At 70.4% G+C, this 17,132-nt stretch carries 18 protein-coding genes; 12 read left to right on the top strand and 6 right to left on the bottom strand.

Annotated features, from left to right (window positions below; genetic code table 11):
* The 4 genes from AB0O48_RS19605 to AB0O48_RS19590 form a co-directional block, all read left to right on the top strand.
* Positions 1-1,311, top strand: a 1,311-nt coding sequence (locus AB0O48_RS19605; RefSeq protein WP_365067251.1) for an arabinofuranosidase catalytic domain-containing protein, incomplete at its 5' end; no start/stop codon positions are given.
* A gap of 135 nt (positions 1,312-1,446) precedes the next feature.
* A complete protein-coding gene (locus AB0O48_RS19600; RefSeq protein WP_357254391.1) occupies positions 1,447-2,157 on the top strand; it encodes a DNA alkylation repair protein in 711 nt (236 codons plus the stop codon).
* A 136-nt stretch (positions 2,158-2,293) separates the two neighbouring features.
* Positions 2,294-2,650, top strand: coding sequence for a YciI family protein (locus AB0O48_RS19595; protein WP_357570048.1), 357 nt, complete (start codon positions 2,294-2,296; stop codon positions 2,648-2,650).
* Positions 2,647-3,903 (top strand): sigma-70 family RNA polymerase sigma factor, encoded by a 1,257-nt coding sequence (locus AB0O48_RS19590; protein WP_357570049.1) that lies wholly within the window; start codon positions 2,647-2,649, stop codon positions 3,901-3,903. Before AB0O48_RS19595 ends, AB0O48_RS19590 begins: the two co-directional genes overlap by 4 nt.
* Positions 3,904-3,909: 6 nt before the next feature.
* Here AB0O48_RS19590 and AB0O48_RS19585 read toward each other — a convergent pair whose 3' ends face one another.
* Positions 3,910-4,338, bottom strand: a complete 429-nt coding sequence (locus AB0O48_RS19585) for a hypothetical protein (RefSeq protein ID WP_357570050.1) — start codon at positions 4,336-4,338, stop codon at positions 3,910-3,912.
* Positions 4,339-4,856: 518 nt separating this feature from the next.
* Here AB0O48_RS19585 and AB0O48_RS19580 point away from each other — a divergent pair.
* Positions 4,857-6,161, top strand: coding sequence for a cellulose binding domain-containing protein (locus AB0O48_RS19580; protein WP_365067244.1), 1,305 nt, complete (start codon positions 4,857-4,859; stop codon positions 6,159-6,161).
* Positions 6,162-6,398: 237 nt separating this feature from the next.
* On the opposite strand, the gene AB0O48_RS19575 is transcribed toward AB0O48_RS19580, so the two are convergent.
* Entirely contained in the window at positions 6,399-7,136 is a 738-nt protein-coding gene (locus tag AB0O48_RS19575; protein ID WP_365067241.1) for a TetR/AcrR family transcriptional regulator C-terminal domain-containing protein, read from the bottom strand.
* 93 nt (positions 7,137-7,229) lie between these two features.
* Here AB0O48_RS19575 and AB0O48_RS19570 point away from each other — a divergent pair, with 93 nt between their 5' ends.
* The 3 genes from AB0O48_RS19570 to AB0O48_RS19560 all read left to right on the top strand — a co-directional run bounded on the left by AB0O48_RS19570 (position 7,230) and on the right by AB0O48_RS19560 (position 9,211).
* Positions 7,230-7,460, top strand: a complete 231-nt coding sequence (locus AB0O48_RS19570; RefSeq protein WP_357254402.1) for a hypothetical protein — start codon at positions 7,230-7,232, stop codon at positions 7,458-7,460.
* A 178-nt stretch (positions 7,461-7,638) separates the two neighbouring features.
* Positions 7,639-8,694, top strand: a complete 1,056-nt coding sequence (locus AB0O48_RS19565; RefSeq protein ID WP_365067238.1) for a hypothetical protein — start codon at positions 7,639-7,641, stop codon at positions 8,692-8,694.
* Between the two features lie 31 nt (positions 8,695-8,725).
* Positions 8,726-9,211: a hypothetical protein gene (locus tag AB0O48_RS19560; RefSeq protein WP_365067234.1), complete on the top strand. Its 486-nt coding sequence runs from the start codon at positions 8,726-8,728 to the stop codon at positions 9,209-9,211.
* Between the two features lie 26 nt (positions 9,212-9,237).
* On the opposite strand, the gene AB0O48_RS19555 is transcribed toward AB0O48_RS19560, so the two are convergent.
* Positions 9,238-9,753: a hypothetical protein gene (locus AB0O48_RS19555; RefSeq protein WP_365067231.1), complete on the bottom strand. Its 516-nt coding sequence runs from the start codon at positions 9,751-9,753 to the stop codon at positions 9,238-9,240.
* 275 nt (positions 9,754-10,028) lie between these two features.
* Between AB0O48_RS19555 and AB0O48_RS19550 the strand changes: the two genes are divergently transcribed.
* The gene (locus tag AB0O48_RS19550) at positions 10,029-11,264 is read left to right on the top strand and encodes a cellulose binding domain-containing protein (protein WP_357254409.1); all 1,236 of its coding nucleotides are present in this window, start codon (positions 10,029-10,031) and stop codon (positions 11,262-11,264) included.
* Between the two features lie 135 nt (positions 11,265-11,399).
* On the opposite strand, the gene AB0O48_RS19545 is transcribed toward AB0O48_RS19550, so the two are convergent.
* On the bottom strand, positions 11,400-11,870 hold the full coding sequence (locus AB0O48_RS19545) for an Rrf2 family transcriptional regulator (protein WP_357254411.1): 471 nt from the start codon (positions 11,868-11,870) through the stop codon (positions 11,400-11,402).
* A gap of 116 nt (positions 11,871-11,986) precedes the next feature.
* On the opposite strand from AB0O48_RS19545, the gene AB0O48_RS19540 reads away from it, so the two are divergent.
* Positions 11,987-12,454 carry a cupin domain-containing protein gene (locus AB0O48_RS19540; protein WP_357254413.1) on the top strand — a complete coding sequence of 156 codons (468 nt, stop codon included), beginning with the start codon at positions 11,987-11,989 and terminating at the stop codon, positions 12,452-12,454.
* A gap of 138 nt (positions 12,455-12,592) precedes the next feature.
* On the opposite strand, the gene AB0O48_RS19535 is transcribed toward AB0O48_RS19540, so the two are convergent.
* The gene (locus AB0O48_RS19535; RefSeq protein ID WP_365067226.1) at positions 12,593-13,861 is read right to left on the bottom strand and encodes a cellulose-binding domain-containing protein; all 1,269 of its coding nucleotides are present in this window, start codon (positions 13,859-13,861) and stop codon (positions 12,593-12,595) included.
* Between the two features lie 299 nt (positions 13,862-14,160).
* Positions 14,161-15,156, bottom strand: coding sequence for a GlxA family transcriptional regulator (locus tag AB0O48_RS19530; RefSeq protein WP_357254417.1), 996 nt, complete (start codon positions 15,154-15,156; stop codon positions 14,161-14,163).
* Positions 15,157-15,433: 277 nt separating this feature from the next.
* Here AB0O48_RS19530 and AB0O48_RS19525 point away from each other — a divergent pair, with 277 nt between their 5' ends.
* Both AB0O48_RS19525 and AB0O48_RS19520 read left to right on the top strand, forming a co-directional pair.
* Positions 15,434-16,051, top strand: a complete 618-nt coding sequence (locus AB0O48_RS19525) for an HD domain-containing protein (protein ID WP_357570058.1) — start codon at positions 15,434-15,436, stop codon at positions 16,049-16,051.
* A 56-nt stretch (positions 16,052-16,107) separates the two neighbouring features.
* Complete coding sequence (locus AB0O48_RS19520) at positions 16,108-17,046, top strand: NADP-dependent oxidoreductase (RefSeq protein ID WP_357254421.1); 939 nt, start codon at positions 16,108-16,110, stop codon at positions 17,044-17,046.
* The last annotated feature ends 86 nt before the right edge of the window (positions 17,047-17,132 follow it).

Raw genomic sequence — 17,132 nt, 5'->3', positions numbered from 1 at the left:
GCCGCGCACAGCACCACCCGTGCGCTGTACGGCGCGTACAACGGCCCGCTCTACCAGGTCCGGCGCTCCTCGGACAACACCACCCGCGACATCGGTGTGCTGAGCGAGGGTGGCTACGTCAACGCCGCCACGCAGGACTCGTTCTGCGCCAACACCAACTGCGTCATCACCATCCTCTACGACCAGTCCGGCCGCAACAACCGCCTGACCCAGGCGCCTCCCGGCTACTTCGTCGGGCCCGCTCCCGGCGGATGGGACAACCTCGCCGACGCGAAGGCGGCACCGATCACCGTCGGCGGTCAGAAGGCGTACGGGGTCTACATCGCCCCCGGCACCGGCTACCGCAACAACAACACCAACGGCGTCGCCACCGGCGACCAGCCCGAGGGCATCTACGCCGTCGTGGACGGCACGCACTACAACCAGTGGTGCTGCTTCGACTACGGCAACGCGCAGACGAACAACCTGGCCGACGAGCGCGCCATCATGGAGACCGTCTACTTCGGGGCCAACAAGCAGTGGGGCTACGGCGCCGGCGCCGGACCCTGGATCATGGCCGACCTGGAGTGGGGGCTGTTCTCCGGGGTGAACGCGGGGTACAACAACATCGCGCCCATCAACCACCGGTTCGTCACGGCCATGGTCAAGGGCGAGCCGAACCACTGGGCGATCCGGGGCGGCAGCGCGCAGTCGGGCGGCCTGACCACCTACTTCGACGGGCGTCGCCCCAACGGCTACCACCCGATGAAGAAGGAGGGGGCCATCCTGCTCGGCATTGGCGGCGACAACAGCATCACCGGGCGGGGCACCTTCTTCGAGGGTGTGTTGACCTACGGCTACCCGACGGCCGCGACCGAGGACGCCGTGCAGGCCAACATCGCCGCCGCCGGCTACGCACCGGCCGGTGGCGGTAACCCGCAACAGGGCGTCCAGATCGTCGGCGGCCAGTCCGGCCGGTGCGTCGACGTGCCGAACGGCACCACCACCAACGGCACCCAGGTGCAACTCTGGGACTGCGTCGGCAACACCGCCCAGCGCTGGACCTCCACCGCCGGCAAACACCTCCAGGTGTACGGCAACAAGTGCCTCGACGCCAGCGACCGGGGCACCACCAACGGCACCCAGGTGATCATCTGGGACTGCAACGGCGGCACCAACCAACAGTGGAACATCAACTCCAACGGCACCATCACCGGCGTCCAGTCCGGGCTCTGCCTCGACGCCAGCGGCGCCGGCACCGCGAACGGCACCAAGCTCCTCCTCTGGGCCTGCAACGGACAACAGAACCAGCAGTGGTCCACCCGTAGCTGACCCCTCGCCACCACCCGATCGGTCGGGCCGTCTCCGCGCAATCCGCGGGGGCGGCACCGCCCGGCAGCCGACGGCCCGCCGCATCGCGGTCGAAGGTCCACGGCCCGACCCGCTGCCCCGGTACGTTGGGCAGTCATGGCCACCACCGCCGACATCCGCTCCGAACTCGCCAGCCTCGCCGACCCGCACCGAGCGGAGGCGTCGCGCCGGTTCCTCCAGATGACCCCGGGCGGGTACGGCGAGGGTGACCGCACGATCGGCGTCTCCGTGCCGCAACAGCGTGAGGTGGCCTCCCGCTACTGGCGCGACCTTCCCCTGTCCGAGACGGCGGACCTGCTGGCCAGCGGCGTGCACGAGGAGAGGCTGACGTCGTTGTTCATCCTGGTGCGCAAGTTCGCCAAGGGCGACGACCAGGAGCGGGGCCGGATCTTCGACCTCGTCCTGACCAACACCGACCGCATCAACAACTGGGACCTGGTGGACTCGTCCGCGCCGTACATCGTCGGGCCCTGGCTGCTCGACAGGGACCGGAGCGTCCTGGACCGGCTGGCCGCGTCGGGCCTGGTGTGGGACCGCCGGATCGCGATCATGGCAACGTTCGCCTTCATCAAGGCCGGCGACTTCCAGTGGACCTTCCGGATCGGTGATCAGCTCCTGCACGACCCGCACGACCTCGTGCAGAAGGCGGTGGGTTGGATGCTGCGCGAGGTGGGCAACCGTGACCGGGCGGCGGAGGAACAGTTCCTCACCGGGCGCTACCGGGGCATGCCACGGGTCATGCTGCGGTACGCGATCGAGAAGTTCGAGCCGCCGCGACGTCGGATGTACCTGACCGGTGCGGCCTAGCAAAGCCAGCGCAACGACGCGTCAGCGGTGCGTCGGACCGAGAATGTCGTCCCGGCTGTCGATCCGGAGCCCCGCTGGCTCGTCGTCAGAGTAGGGGCCACCACCGATGGGGCCAGCACACGATGGGACACGAGACATGGCCAAGTACATGATCCTGATCTACGGTGACGCGCAGCAGTGGGACGCGATGACCGACGAGCAGTGGAAGGCGCACGACGCCGCCCACATAGCGTTCGTGGCCGAGGCCGGCGCGCGGGTCCTCGGCGGACACCAGCTGGAACCGGCGCCCACCGCCACCTCGCTGCGCGCGGACGCGGTCGGCCAGCTCGACACGACCGACGGTCCGTTCCTGGAGACCAAGGAGGCCCTCGGCGGCTACTACCTGCTGGAGGCGGCCGACCTGGACGAGGTGCTGTCGCTGGCGGCGCTGCTACCCGAGGTGCGCGCGGCACACAGCGGTGTGGAGATCCGTCCGGTGGTCGACCACGGATGAACGACACGGTCGTCGCGGCGGTCGCGCAGGCGCACCGCCGCGACTGGGCCCAGGTGTTCAGCACCACCGCCCAACTGACCCGCGACCTCGATCTCGCCGAGGAGTGCACCCAGGACGCGTTCGCCCAGGCCCTGGAGACCTGGGCCGAGAGTGGCATTCCCGACCGGCCGGGCGCGTGGCTCACCACCATCGCTCGCAACCGTGCCCGGGACGTCCTGCGCCGCGAGTCGGTGTTCCGTCGCAAGATGCCACTGCTCGTCGCGGACGAGACGACGCCGGGCCCCGAGGATGGTCTGGTCGACGACCGACTGCGCCTCATCTTCACCTGCGTCCACCCCGCGCTGTCCCGGCAGGCGCAGGTCGCGCTGACCCTGCGCCTGGTGTGCGGGCTGTCCACCCCCGAGGTGGCCCGCGCGTTCCTGGTGCCGCCGACCACCATGGCCGCCCGGATCACCCGGGCGAAGAGGAAGATCGCCACGGCCCGCATCCCGTACCGGGTGCCGGGCCCGGACCAACTCGGCGAGCGGGTCAGCGCCGTCCTCGAGGTCGTCCATCTCATCTTCACCACCGGCCACACCGCACCGGTGGGCGCACACCTGGTGCGCCAGGACCTGGTGGACTGCGCGATCGGTCTGGCTCGCATGCTGCACCTGCTCATGCCGACCGACGCCGAGATCAGCGCCCTGCTGGCACTGCTGCTGCTCACCGCGGCACGCCAGGACACCCGCGTGTCCGTCGACGGGCGGCTGGTGCTGTTGTCCGAGCAGGACCGCACACGCTGGAACTGGCAGCTCATCGACGAGGGAAGGTCGTTGTTGACCGACGCGCTGCGCCGAAGGCCACCGACCCGGTACGCCCTGGAGGCCGCGATAGCTGCCGTGCACGCCGACGCGCCCACCTGGCCGGACACCGACTGGAACCAGATCGTCGGGCTCTACGACACCCTGCTCCGGCTGTGGCCCTCGCCCGTCGTCGGCCTCAATCGCGCCGTCGCGATCGGGCTGCGCGACGGCCCCGAGGCCGGACTCGACGCGCTCACGCCGATGCTCGCCGATCCGGCCCTGTCCACCTACGGATATCTGAGCGCCTCGCGCGCCGACTTCCTGCGTCAGCTGCGGCGGTGGCCCCAAGCCGTGACGGCCTACGAAGAGGCGCTGACCCTTACCGACAACGACGTGGAGCGCGCCTTCCTCACCGAACGGCTGACGGACGTCAGGCGGCATCTGCCCGGGTCAGCGCCGCCGGCGCCGTAGCCGGCCTCAGGCATCCTGGTTCCTCGGCACCGTCGCGCCCCGGTTGGCCATGGCGGCTGTCGCCGCCGCCCCCAGCAGCAGGGCCGGAAGGACGAACCAGAGACCGATGCCGAGGCCCAGCAGGAGCGCCCACACCAGCATGACCAGCGCCCCGACCGTCGTGGTCGTGGCGACAGCACGGTGGGCCAGGTCCGCGATGAGGGGACAGACGGCCGCAACCACAGGTACGCCCAGCAGATAGCCGGCGGCAGCGCCGCTGTCGTCGATGGTGAACGGCGCCAGCGCAATGACGATCCAGGCCGTGGCGGCGAGGGCGAGGAGTCTCAGTAGCAGACCGACGGCACCGGATGCCGGAGCCCGCCCCCGTAGGCGCACGAACGCAGCGGCAGCAATGAAGAGCGCGACAACGCCGCCGGCGATGGTAGCCACGTTCACTTCGCTTCCTCCGTCCTCAGGACGTCAGCGAGCCTCGCCTCGTACACGTGGACCGGCCACTTCTTCCGCAACGGGTCGGCGAGCTGGCGCAGGTGTTCGTCCTGCACGGTACGCGGTCAGCACCGATTTCACACTGCCGGCGGCCGCAATCACATCGATGAGATGCTATCTTTTGGCGCGGGAGTGCAGGGCACGCTCCCGATCACCCTGAGTCGATCGACAACGGCACGCCGAGGGCGACGCCCTCCGGCCGCCCTTGCCAGTCGGTGACCAGTCCGGGCCGCTCCGCCAATGCAGGCGACCGCGCGGTTGCCGGCCAATCTCGGTCCGGCTGCATGCCCCAGCTTCCAAGGAGCCGCATTCCGGCACCGGGGAGCGCCACCGCCATCCGTCACCACCGCACCGCCCCGTCCGCCCGACGAGCCGCCCTCCGGCCCGGTGTTCGCCGGACGCGGTCGGCGGTCTCCGAGGCCGGTACCCCCACCACCACCGCACGACCAGTGGCAAGGAGTCACGCAATGACACGACATCGACAACTCTTCTCGCTCATCGCGGGCGCGGCGGTCCTGATCGCGGCGACCGCCGGCGGCGTGTTGAACGGCGGCCTGGGTGGAGCGGCGGTGGCCGCGACGAACGGCACGCTCGCGGCCACCGCCGGCTGCGGCAAGGCCCCCACGCTCGCCAACGGGACACGCACCATTCAGAGCAGCGGACAGAGCCGCACCTACATCCTGCGGATCCCGGACGGTTACGACCGGAACAACCCGTACCGGCTGGTGTTCGGCTTCCACTGGCTGAACGGCTCGGCCAGCAACGTCGCCTCAGCCGGCTACTACGGGCTCGCGCCGCTGTCGAACAACACCACGATCTTCGTCGCACCCCAGGGCATCAACGCCGGGTGGGCCAACACCAACGGCCGCGACCTGACCCTCTTCGACGACATCTCCCGGCAGATCGAGAACGACCTCTGCGTCGACACGACCCAGCGTTTCGCCCTGGGCTGGAGCTACGGCGGGGCGATGAGCTACGCCGTGGCCTGCGCCCGACCCACCGTCATCCGCGCGGTCGCCGTCCTCTCCGGCGCCAATCTCAGTGGGTGTAGCGGTGGCACCCAGGCCGTTCCCTACTTCGGGATCCACGGCATCTACGACAGCGTGCTGAACATCTCCCAGGGCCGGTCGTTGCGCGACACCTTCGTGCGGAACAACGGCTGCACCGCGCAGAGCCCGCGCGAACCAGCTCGGGGCAGTCTCACCCACATCACCACCACCTACGCGGGCTGCCGAGCGGGGTATCCCGTGCAGTGGGCCGCGTTCGACGGGGACCACACCCCCAGCCCGGTCGACGGATCGTCCAGCCCGAACGACAGCAGGACCTGGACGTCGGGCGAGATCTGGAGATTCTTCAGTCAGTTCCAGTCCACCACCCCGCCCACGACCGCACCGCCGACCACGCCCCCACCGACCACGCCTCCGCCGACCACGCCCCCGCCGACGACCCCGCCCCCGACCGGGCAGCCGGGCGACTGTGCCGCCACCTACCGCCTGATCAACAGCTGGCCGGGCGGCTTCCAGGGTGAGGTCACCGTCGCCAACACCGCCGCCGCCACGGTCAACGGCTGGACCGTCGGCCTGACCCTGGCCAGCGGCCAGGCCATCAGCAGCCTCTGGAGCGGCACCAACACGGGCACCACCGGCACCGTCACCGTCCGCAACGCCGCCTACAACGGCACGTTGGCCCCGAACGCGTCGACCACCTTCGGGTTCACCGCCACCGGCAACGGCGCCACCCCGCCCGGCACCATCACCTGCACCAGCCCCTGAGCGCAGGGCGACACCGGAGGCCCGGAGCCACTGGCTCCGGGCCTCCCGGCCGCCGGCGACAGACCCACCTCGGCGACCATCGACGTGCCGGCAGCAACGCCTGACCGCCAGGTTGGTGACTGCCGGACAGGTCTGCCGTGGACTCGGCGACCGGGTTGGTCACGGTCGTCTCCGCGGCGCGCACCGGAGCCGCGTACCTGGTCCCGGTGTTCCGCGTGTACGCCGGCGACGCGCTGGTCAGCGCGGCGACCCGGTCCGCGCCGCGGCCCGGAGGATGCCGTCGAGGCCCTCCTCGAACAGCAGGTCGTCGTTCCATCGGGTGTCGTCGAGGTGGCCGGAGGCGTCGAGGGTCGGGTACTCGTCGGCCCTCGCGGCGATGTGGTCGCGGGCCGCCGCCCGGGCCTGCGGGTCCGCGGTCTGGTGCCACGTCGCTTCGGTGAGCGCGGCGCCGATCACGTAGTTGGCCAGCATCCGCGTGGCCACCGCGAGCTGAAGGTCGCGACAGCCGCCGCGCATCAGCGCCGCCTGCAGGAATTCGGTGCGGGCGAGGACGTTGGGCCCGAGCATCGGACGTCCGACCAGATTCGGTGCCCAGGAATGGCGCAGCATGGCGGAGCGCCATGCTCGGACGAGGAGGCGGGCGTCCTCCAGCCAGTTGTCGCTCACGTCCGGGATGGGCACGTCGCCGAAGATCCGGTCAACGGCCAGGTCCAGGACGTCATCCTTCGTCTTCACGTGCCAGTACAGGGCGGTCGCCGTCACGTCGAGCTGCTGGGCGAGGCAGCGCATGGTCAGACCCTCGACGCCACGCTCGTCCAGCAGGGTCACCGCCGCGTCCACGATGCGCCCGAGGGTCAGGGGTGCCTTCCGTCGCGTACGGGACGGCTCCGCGCGTAGCCATACCGGCGCGGACGTGCGGCTGTCTCGTCGCCCGGCCGGGAGGGTCGGCGGTACGCCCGGCTCTGCGCTGGTCATGGCACCACTCTAGTCCCTTGGGAAAGCAACTTAACGTCGGTAAGCTAATTGAACACAGAACATCGGCCGCCACGTCGGCAAGGAGGTTGGCGAATGCCTCTACTGCGGGTCCACCTGGACAGCGACCGGATCACCGCCCGTCGCGTTCTCCAGTTGCACCGGGACGGCAGGACGCACCACGAGTCGCGGGAAGCAGCCCGGGAGGAGGCGTGGCGCCAGGGTCGCACCCCGGCCGGTGACCCGATTTTCGTCGGCATCACCAACGGCCGCCGCCACGTGCAACTGCTCTACGACGTGGAGGTCTACTCCGACACGGCCGGTTGAGCGGCGGCCCCCCGCGCGGAGGGAGCTCACTCCCCTGCGCCGGGGAGGAGGGCTCGTCCCTCGCCGCCGATCATCAACTCATGGCTGCCGACGTGTGGCGGCTGATTGCCGAGACGGACGGTCCGCGTCTCGACCCTCGCCCGGCGAGCAGGCACAACACCGTCCATAGAGGAGCGACATGTCCGACCGTACCGTTGGCCCGCAGCGACCCGCAGCCGCCGACCGGGTGAGACCGTGGGCGTTGGCGTGCGGCCTCTTCCTCGTCGGCGAGGTGGCGCTGCGCCTGTACTGGATCGCCGGCGGCCGGTGGGCGTACACCGCCTGCGACCGGACCGATCTGGTCGATCCGGCCGGGGGATGCGGTGCCGACCGCGTCCAGACGCTGCCGTTCGGGGCGGGCTGGGGAGCGCTGGCGGTCGGCGTCGTCCTCGCGCTGGTGGTCGTGGGCGCGGTCCGCCTTCCCGGCCGCGCCGCGACCACGGCCGGCTGGCTCGCGGCGGCACTGCTATTGGTCACCTCGTTTCCACTGCACCTGCTCTTCGAGGTCCCGGCGGCGTTGACGGGGCGCCCCTCGGACTGGCGTGACCTCGGCGCCCGGCTCGCGCTGCTGGCCGGTGGCATCGTGTTCGCCGGGCTGGCGAACGCGTCCGGTCCCCGCCGGGGACCGGTGACTCCCGACTACCGGCCGGTGCCCCGTTGGACGCGCCGCTGGGCGTACGTGGCGGTCGCGCTGCCGGTGGTCGGCTGGGCCGTGCCACACGGGCTCTGGGTGCTCGGGGTTCCGTTCGGCATCTCCGCACGGAAACTGAACGACATCCACAACGACCTCTCGACGTCGACGGGAGTGGCGATCACCGTCGTCCCACCGCTCGCCGGCCTGCTCGTTCTCGGGCTGGTGCAGCGGTGGGGGCAGCAGTTTCCGCGCTGGGTGCCGGGGCTGGGTGGTCGACCGGTTCCCCGCCTGCTGGCGGTGGTCCCGGCCGGAACCGTGGCGCTCACGCTCGTCACCTACGGCGTGCTGAGCAGCGCGGTGTTCGTCAGCCGACTCTTCTCCGGCGAAATGCCGTGGTCGGAGGTGTGGGACGGTTGGGCGGTGACCGCCACGCTGCTGGTGTTCCTCGGCTGGGGAGTGGCGCTCGGCGTCACGACCGCCGGCTACGCCCTCAGCACCCGGTCGCGTCCGGAGCCGTTGGCAGACGCCGGCACCGCACCGGGAGCCCTCGGCCGAGCATGACAGGCACCGGGCGGGATGCGACCATCGGTCCATGGACGACGATCGGCCACACGTTCTGGAATCCGACGGGAACCCGCCGGCGACCCACAATCCACCACCACCCGTGCTGAGCGAAGGGGCTTTCGTCTCGCTGTTCCGGGCGGTCACGGCGGGGTCCAACCGCCACAGCGGCCACCTGCCGGGCGGCATGGTCGACCGTTGGCGGGCGTGGGTGGACGCCTGCCTGGCCGGATACGACGACTCGCTCGAGGAGTACACCGCCGACCTGGGCGCGCGGGGGTCGCTGGAGGTGGTGCTCAACCACCCGGAGCTGCAGGAGTATCCCGAGATGGGCTGGGTCCGGGAGCAGGTGGCCGAGTCCGACCGGCGCTTCCGGGCGATGCTGCGGGACGACCCGATCCCCCAGCTCGCCGGCTGGCCGTGGTGGGAGAGCCACCCGCCCCGGTACGCCGGTCCGGAACTGGCTGCGGACTTCCAGGCCAGCTACGGCGTCCACGTGGACGTGCGCGAGACCTGACCCTTCCGTCGCCCTGGCCGGCGGTGTCAGCGGTGCTCCAGGCCCCGCAGGATCAGCAGGCGGGTGGATCCCATGCCGACGTGGTCGACCTCGCCGGAGATGTCAGCGACCGCACGAACGATGGGCTCGACGTCCACCCCGCGTCCGCGCGCCTGTGCACACAGCTCCCAGATCCCGACGAGTTCGTCGCGGGGGTCCTCCGACTGGTCCCGAGCCGAGACGTGGACCAGCCGTCGGCGAAACTCGGCGGCGGCGGATGGCCACCGACCCGTGAGGCCGACCCCCCAGCTGAAGGCCCCGTGTGCCCGGAAGATCTGGCGGACCTCACCCCTGACCCCCTCGTCACCGGACTCGTAGGCGTCCAGCAGAGCCGTCAGGGCCGCGGACGCCTCAGCCACCACCCCGGCCTCCTCCACCGGCGGCAGCCGGGCGGACAGCTTCGCCGGCCAGTCCGGATCGGTCAGGTCGACCGGACGCTGAGCGATGTCCCGAAGCAGGATGTCGATGACGGCGACGTCTTCCCGAATCGCGGCGAGATTCATGCCGGCAATTGTCCTCCCGACGGCACGGCCCGGCGCCCCGCTCTCGCGTGGGTGTACTCGAACGTCACCAGCCCATACATTGACACTTATCGTTATCGCAGTGATAGTAACTGCATACAGCTCCCATCGGATCGACCGCGGGGACCGTGGTCGGGTGGCCGACGCGCCCACCTCGATCTGACCCGCGGCCGGCGCTGACCACCGTGGTCGACGGCAGGCACAGCCGCCACGCCGCCACACCGGGAGCGCGATCGACGCATCCGCTGGAGGGGTCAATGAGGAAGAGATCGAAGATCTGCGTGGGACTGGCGGCCGCCGTCGTCCCGATCACCTCCGTGATCATGGCGCTCGGCGCGACACCGGCTGATGCCGCGGTCGGCGGTTCCGGTCCCTATCCCGCCGACTACGAGACCTCGGCCACCCTGGCCAACCACACCATCTTCCGGCCGCAGACACTTCCGTCCGAACGCCTTCCGATCGTCGTCTGGGGCAACGGCGGCTGCTCAGCCAACGGTCTCTCCCAGGGCAACTTCCTCCGCGAGATCGCCTCCCACGGCTTCCTCGCCATCGCCAACGGGGCGCCGAACGGGTCCGGCTCGACCACCTCCCAGCAGCTCACCCAGTCCATCGACTGGGCCATTTCGGAGAACTCCCGGCAGGGCAGCAAGTACTACAACAGGATCGACACGACGAAGGTGGCCGTCGCCGGCTTCTCCTGCGGAGGCCTGGAGGCCTACGCCGTCTCCAACGACCCGCGCGTCACCACGACCGGCATCTTCAGCAGCGGTCTGTTGAACGACGCCGACGACTACCAACTCCGGAGACTGACCAAGCCGATCGCCTACTTCGTCGGCGGTCCCAGCGACATCGCGTATCCGAACGCCATCGACGACTGGGGCAAGCTGCCCGCCGGCCTGCCCGCCTTCATGGGCAACCTGAACGTCGGGCACGGCGGCACGTACGACCAGCCCAACGGCGGCGAGTTCGGCCGGGTGGCGGTGCTCTACCTCAAGTGGCGGCTGAAGGGCGACACCACCGCCGGCGCCACCTTCGTCGGCCCCGACTGCGGTCTGTGCCGCAGCCAGTGGAGCGTCCAGCAGAAGAACCTGACCCTCGACGGCGGCACGCCGCCCACCACACCGCCGCCCACCACACCGCCCCCGACAACGCCACCGCCCACCACGCCACCACCGACGACTCCACCACCCGGCGGTACCCCCGCGTGCACAGCGGTCTATGCCGTTCAGGACCAGTGGAACGGTGGATTCGTCGCCAACGTCACCGTCACCGCGGGCACCACCGCTCTCACCGGCTGGCGAGTCTCCCTCACCCTGCCGAGCGGGGCTTCGATCACCTCGGTGTGGAACGGCGTCGCCAGCGGCAGCAGCGGCACGATCACCGTCGCGAACCAGAGCTACAACGGACGGGTGGCCGCGGGTCAGACCACCAGTTTCGGCTTCCAGGGCACCGGAAACGGCACGGGCACCTCGGCCACCTGCACCGGCAGCTGAAGCCCCACCGGATCGACCGGGCCGCTTGGCGGGCCGCTGCCACAGCGGCCCGCCGAGGGCCTCCCTGGCCGTGGTCCGGTCCGGCGCCTCCCGAGGCATCCGACGGCCAGGTGACCCGAACGTCACAGTGCAGCGCTAGCGCAATTCCGCGATCCTGGCCCGGGTCTGGGCCGGCGCCTCGGGGTGCCCGCGCTCGACGTCGGCCCGGACGTCAGCCACGGTCCTGCCGGCCAACTCCCGCCGCCAGGCCAGCTCGGCACCCCGCATGGCCTGGGCGAACGCGCAGGACTGCCGATAGTCGACACCCGCATGCTCCCCCGGCCCCTTGCGCAGGATCTGGTCGCACTGGAACAGCTCCTCCGGGCCCTCGATCGCGGCGACGATGTCCAGCAGGGAGACCGCCTCGGGTGCGCGGGCCAGTTGGAAGCCCCCGCGCGGCCCCGAGGTCGACGCCAGGATTCCGGCCCGGACCAGGGCCTGAAGCAACTTGTTCAGGTACGCCGGCGGCAGCTCGTAGAACGCCGCGAGGGCGCCCGTTGGCACCGGCGTGTCCAGCCAGCTCAGGTTGAGACACGTGTGGAGGGCCCGCTCGACACCCTGACTCATCCGCATGATCCTGGACTCTACCTGTCCAGAATTTGGGAGGAATGTCATTCTCCCTCGCCAGGAATAATTCTGGACATCTAATGTCTAGGAATCAACGATGATCGAGGGAGTCGACAATGACACTGGTACGCGCGGCCCAGGCCGAGGTCCTCGACAGTGACCCAGCCAGCGTGATCACCCTGCTACTCGACCCGGAGCACACCGACGGCGCCCTGACCAGCAACCGCACGCTGCTCAAGCACGGCACCGCTGGCGCGCCACCACACCTGCACACCCACTCCGGCGAGCTGTTCTTCGTGCTCGACGGCGCCCTGGAGATGCTCGTCGGCGATCAACTGCACACCCTGCACACTGGAGACACGCTCTTCGTACCGCCGAACACCCCGCATGCCTTCGCCCCCGCCGACGGGCGGGACGCCGACTTTCTCGTGGTGATCACCCCCGGCAAGCCCCGGTTCGACTACTACCGACTCCTCGACAGGGTGCACCGGGGCGAAGCCACCTGGCAGGACGTCGGCGAGACCCAGGATCACTACGACAACCACTACGTGGAAAGCCCGTTGTGGGCAGGCCGACGCGGCTGACCACGAGGCGTGAACCGGAGGCGGCGGTTTCAATGACACCTGTTCGGCGGTGGACGCTCGCACGGCACGACGGGACAAGAGCCAGCATGGCGTGGCCAACGATCTGACCACGCCATGCTGGTTCACCCGAACCGAGGGTCAGCAGCCGATCCGACTGGACCCGACCGCGACGTCGTCGTACCAGAGGGTGTCGGCCCCGCCGCCGTAGCTCTCCCAACCCAGCTTGAGGTCGGTGAGCTGCGGCCGCCAGGTGCGGTTGTACCACTGGCCGTCGATGTCGTGCGTTGGTACGCCGTCCGCGGTGAGGCCGGCGATCGCGGTGCCGTCCAGCCAGGTACGGAGCTGACCGGCCGAGCCGTCCACCATGAACTCCAGGCACGCCCACCGGTTGGTGGGTAGCGCAACGCTCTGCGCCACCCCCGCCGGGCTCTGCTCGGGCAGGGTCGCGTCGTCGGAGGCGCGGTTCCACTGCAGGGCACCGTTCTGGCCGCCGATCCGCAGGTCCTTGTTGCCGTCGGCGGCGTCGGTCATCGCCATCATCGTGGTGTGTTCGGTGGGCTGAGCGGTGGTGTGCCGTACCCAGATTCGGCCGTACCGGACACTGCCCAGGCTGCCGAGATTCTTGGTGGATCTGATGAAGACGTGGTTGCAGTAGCCAGCCGCGCCGTTGATCCGGACCGCCCGGTTGCCGCTGTGGGTGGTGGCCGTGTCGATGGTGGCCGTGCCGGCGCCGGAACAGTCCGGGTTCACCACGGTCCAGTCGCCGGACGGCGTCGAGCCGGTCTGGTTCTCGAAGCCGTCGCAGAGCAGCGCCCCGGCACACCCGGTCGGCGGCGGGGTGGTGGGCGGCGGCGTCGTGGGCGGCGCACTGGTGGGCGGCGGCGTCGTGGGCGGCGCACTGGTGGGCGGCGGCGTGGTCGGCGGCGCACTGGTGGGCGGCGGCGTCGTCGGCACCGTCGTGGTGGGCACGCCGGTCGGAGTCGGGCCGGTGCCGTTGCACGGCACGCCGTTCAGGCTGAACCCGGTCGGCGCGCCGCCGCTGGAGCCGTACGTGCCCTGCACGCCGAACTCGGTGGTCCCGGCGGCCGGGATGCTGCCGTTGTACGACATGTTGCGGGCGGTCACCGTCGCGCCGGACTGGCTGACCGTGGCGTTCCAGCCGTTCGTGATGCGTTCGTCCCCGGCGTACGTCCAGGTGACGGTCCAACTGGAGACGGCGGCGTCGCCGGGGGACACCTTCACGTTGGCGGTGAATCCGCCGGGCCACTGGTTGGGCGTGTAGTCGACCCGGCAGCCCTGGGCGGCTGCGGCCGGACTGGTGAGCAGGGCCGTTCCGGTCGCGGTCACGGCCGCCAGTGCGGCGACGACCGCCAGGGTCGGACCGGGGCGGGCGCGGAGAATCGTCATGAGAGGTCCTTCTGCCATCGAGCTGGTGGGTGGCGGCGTGGCGACGCGCGTCCTGGACGGAGGCGGCACGCCAATGCGCCCTGGGTGCGGCGCGGCGACGCGCCACAACGGCTGGTCGGTGCGTACGACCGCGGTGCCCGGCTCGGGATGGACCTGTCAGTCGCCGACGGCCCGGTCACCCGGACCTCGGCGGCGCCCACCGTCAATCTATTGACGTCAGGCGATGTAATCAAGCCGGCGTCACGACGGGGAACGACCGACCGACCGGAGCACGGCGATGCGAGGACCCGAGACCGGCTCTACCGGTGCGCTCCGCCTGTCCCGTGCGCGCGGCGAGCCGTACTGAACCGCCGTTGGTAGGCGGCGGGACTGATCGACAGCTTCCTGGCGAAGACCCGTCGCATGCTCTCGTAGCTGGGGAACCCGGCAAGGGTCGCGGCCTGCGTCGCGGTGTGGCCCTGGTCGAGCAGCGCCCGGGCCAGGTCGAATCGGATGTTCTCCACGTAGCGAGCCGGCGTCGCGGACAGTTCGTCGTGGAAGAGCCGGGTGAGCTGCCGGGTGCTCACGTTGAGGTGTCTCGCGAGTTGACCGAGCGAGTGGTCGCCGCGGGGGTCGGCCGTCACCACGTCGATGATTCGCCGCAGGGCTGGCGAGCGGGGCGGCGGCCCCTGCAACGGGGCGGAGAACTGGGACTGACCGCCGGCCCGCTGCATGTACACCACCAGGGCGCGGGCGACCTCACGCGTCAGGTCGGGTCCGTGGTCCTCTTCGACGAGAGCGAGCGCCAGATCGATGCCGGCCGTCACTCCCGCCGAGGTGTACGTGGTGCCGTCGCGTACGTAGATCGCGTCGGGCTCGACCCGGCAGGTCGGACACCGGGCGGCGAGCTCGTGCGCGACCTGCCAGTGCGTGGTCGCGCGCTTGCCGTCGAGGACGCCGGCGGCGGCGAGAACGAACGCTCCGGTGCAGATCGACGCGACCCGGCCAGCCGCGGCCGCCGGTATCCGGACGACGTCGGCCAGGTCGGCGGGGACGGGGGTCCGCGGATAGTGATCGGAGCCGGCCACCAGCAGGGTGTCGAAGGCCGGCCCCGGGGAGACGGCGCCGTCGACCGCCATCCGGATCCCGAGACTTGACGTGACGTCCGCGCCGGTCGGCGACAGCAGCACGATGCGGTAGTCGGCCCCGAACCGGTTCGCCTCCTTGAACACCTCCGCCGGGCCGGCGACGTCCAGCAATGTCACTCCGTCGTAGACGAGGATCGCGACGGAATGGGAGCCTCCGTTGTTCACCACCGCGGTCTGCTCGGCGCCGGACGCGTGGGATGGGCGGCCAGGCCCGGACGGTCGCGACCGCCACTGGGCCGGCGAACCGGAGGAATGGACACCATTCATTGGTAGCACGCCGCTGTGTGACCGGCCGCACCTCTGCGATCTCAGCCTGTCCGGAAATGAGGGATTCGTGGCCGGAGGAAGGCGGCGGCGTACGAAGATTGGGAGGCAGCATGGTGTCGCAAGCAGCTACCGACACTTTCCCGAAAGGTCAGGGACCATGCCAGAGGTCATCGCGGGGTTGGCGATTCCGGACACCACAGCCGTCGCGGAGGCGACGAGGCACATCCAGAAAACGACCACGCCTCTCCTCTACCACCACTCCCGCAGGGTCTACCTTTTCGGCCTTGTTCACGCGCACCGGCTTGGCGCGGAACCGGACCCGGAATTGCTCTATCTGGCGGCGATGTTCCACGATTCCGGCCTACTGACCCCCTTTTCCGACGTCGAGCAGCGCTTCGAGATCGATGGCGCCGACCACGCCCGCAAGTTCCTCCTGGACCGGGGTTTCTCGACGGGCGCCGCCGAGACCGTCTGGACGGCGATCGCGCTGCACACCACTCCGGGTGTTCCGGACCGGATGGGTCCGGAGATCGCGACCACCTACCTCGGTGTCCTGACCGACGTCCTCGGCCTCGGCCTGGACGGGCTGGACCGCGATCAGCTGGACGAAATCCTCGCCGCCCATCCGCGGGGTGACTTCAAGGACGAGTTTCTGCGAGCCCACGTCGACGGGCTGAAGAACCGGCCCGACACCACGAACGGCACCGTGAACTCGGACATCCTCGAACACTTCGTTCCCGGCTTTCAGCGGGTGACGACGGTCGAGCGCATCGTCGGATCGCCCTGGCCGAGCTGACCCGCGGACCGCCACGGCCACGGCCACCGACGAACTCTCCTGGAAAGGATCCGAGCATGCGAGCGATCACCGTACGCGACCGTAGCGCGGGTGTCAGCGGGCTCACCCTCACCGACATGCCCTACCCGCACGCCGCGGAGAACGACGTCATCGTGCGTGTGCACGCCGCCGGCTTCACGCCCGGGGAGCTCGACTGGCCCGCAACGTGGACCGATCGCGCCGGCCGCGACCGAACCCCCACCATCCCGGGGCACGAGCTGTCCGGGGTCGTGGTCGACCTCGGCTACGGAACCACCGGCCTCACCGTGGGCCAGCGGGTGTTCGGACTGACCGACTGGGCCCGCGACGGATCCCTGGCCGAATACACCGCGGTGGAGGCGCGCAACCTTGCCCCGCTCCCGGCCGGGATCGACCACACCGTGGCCGCCGCGCTGCCCATCTCCGGACTGACCGCGTGGCAGGCACTCTTCGACCACGCTCATCTCACGACCGGCCAGACTGTCCTCATCCACGGCGCCGCGGGTGGCGTCGGCTCGATCGCCGTCCAACTCGCCCGGGAGGTGGGCGCCCACGTCATCGGGACCGGCCGAGCCGACGACCGGGCCGTCGCGCTCGCCCTCGGCGCGCAGACCTTCGTGGATCTGACCGCCGACGAGTTGCGGCACGTCGGCGAGGTGGACGTGGTGCTCGACGTCATCGGCGGCGACATCCTCGAACGATCGACCGAACTGGTACGCCCCGGCGGCACCCTCGTCACGATCGCCGCGCCGCCCACCGTTCAGCCGAGGAACGGGCGAGCCATCTTCTTCGTCGTCGAACCCGATCGCGTCCGGTTGACCGACCTCGCTCAGCGCCTCCGGGACGGGCGGATCAAACCCCTCGTCGGCGCGGTGCGCCCGCTTCCCGAAACGGCCGCCGCGTTCGCTCCCACCCGCCGCACACCCGGCAAGACGATCATCCAGCTGGTGGACGGGCAAGAGGCGTCGCGGTCGTGACCCGTCCGTGACTGAGCCGGGCCGCACGCCGCTGAGGACATCGGGGACGCGGGATCGGTCATGCCACAACGGACCGCACAGATACC

It is taken from the genome of Micromonospora sp. NPDC085948, assembly GCF_040686315.1.
Lineage (GTDB): Bacteria > Actinomycetota > Actinomycetes > Mycobacteriales > Micromonosporaceae > Micromonospora.
Note: the sequence above shows the minus strand (reverse complement) of the source record. Positions and strands in the feature narration are given on the sequence as shown.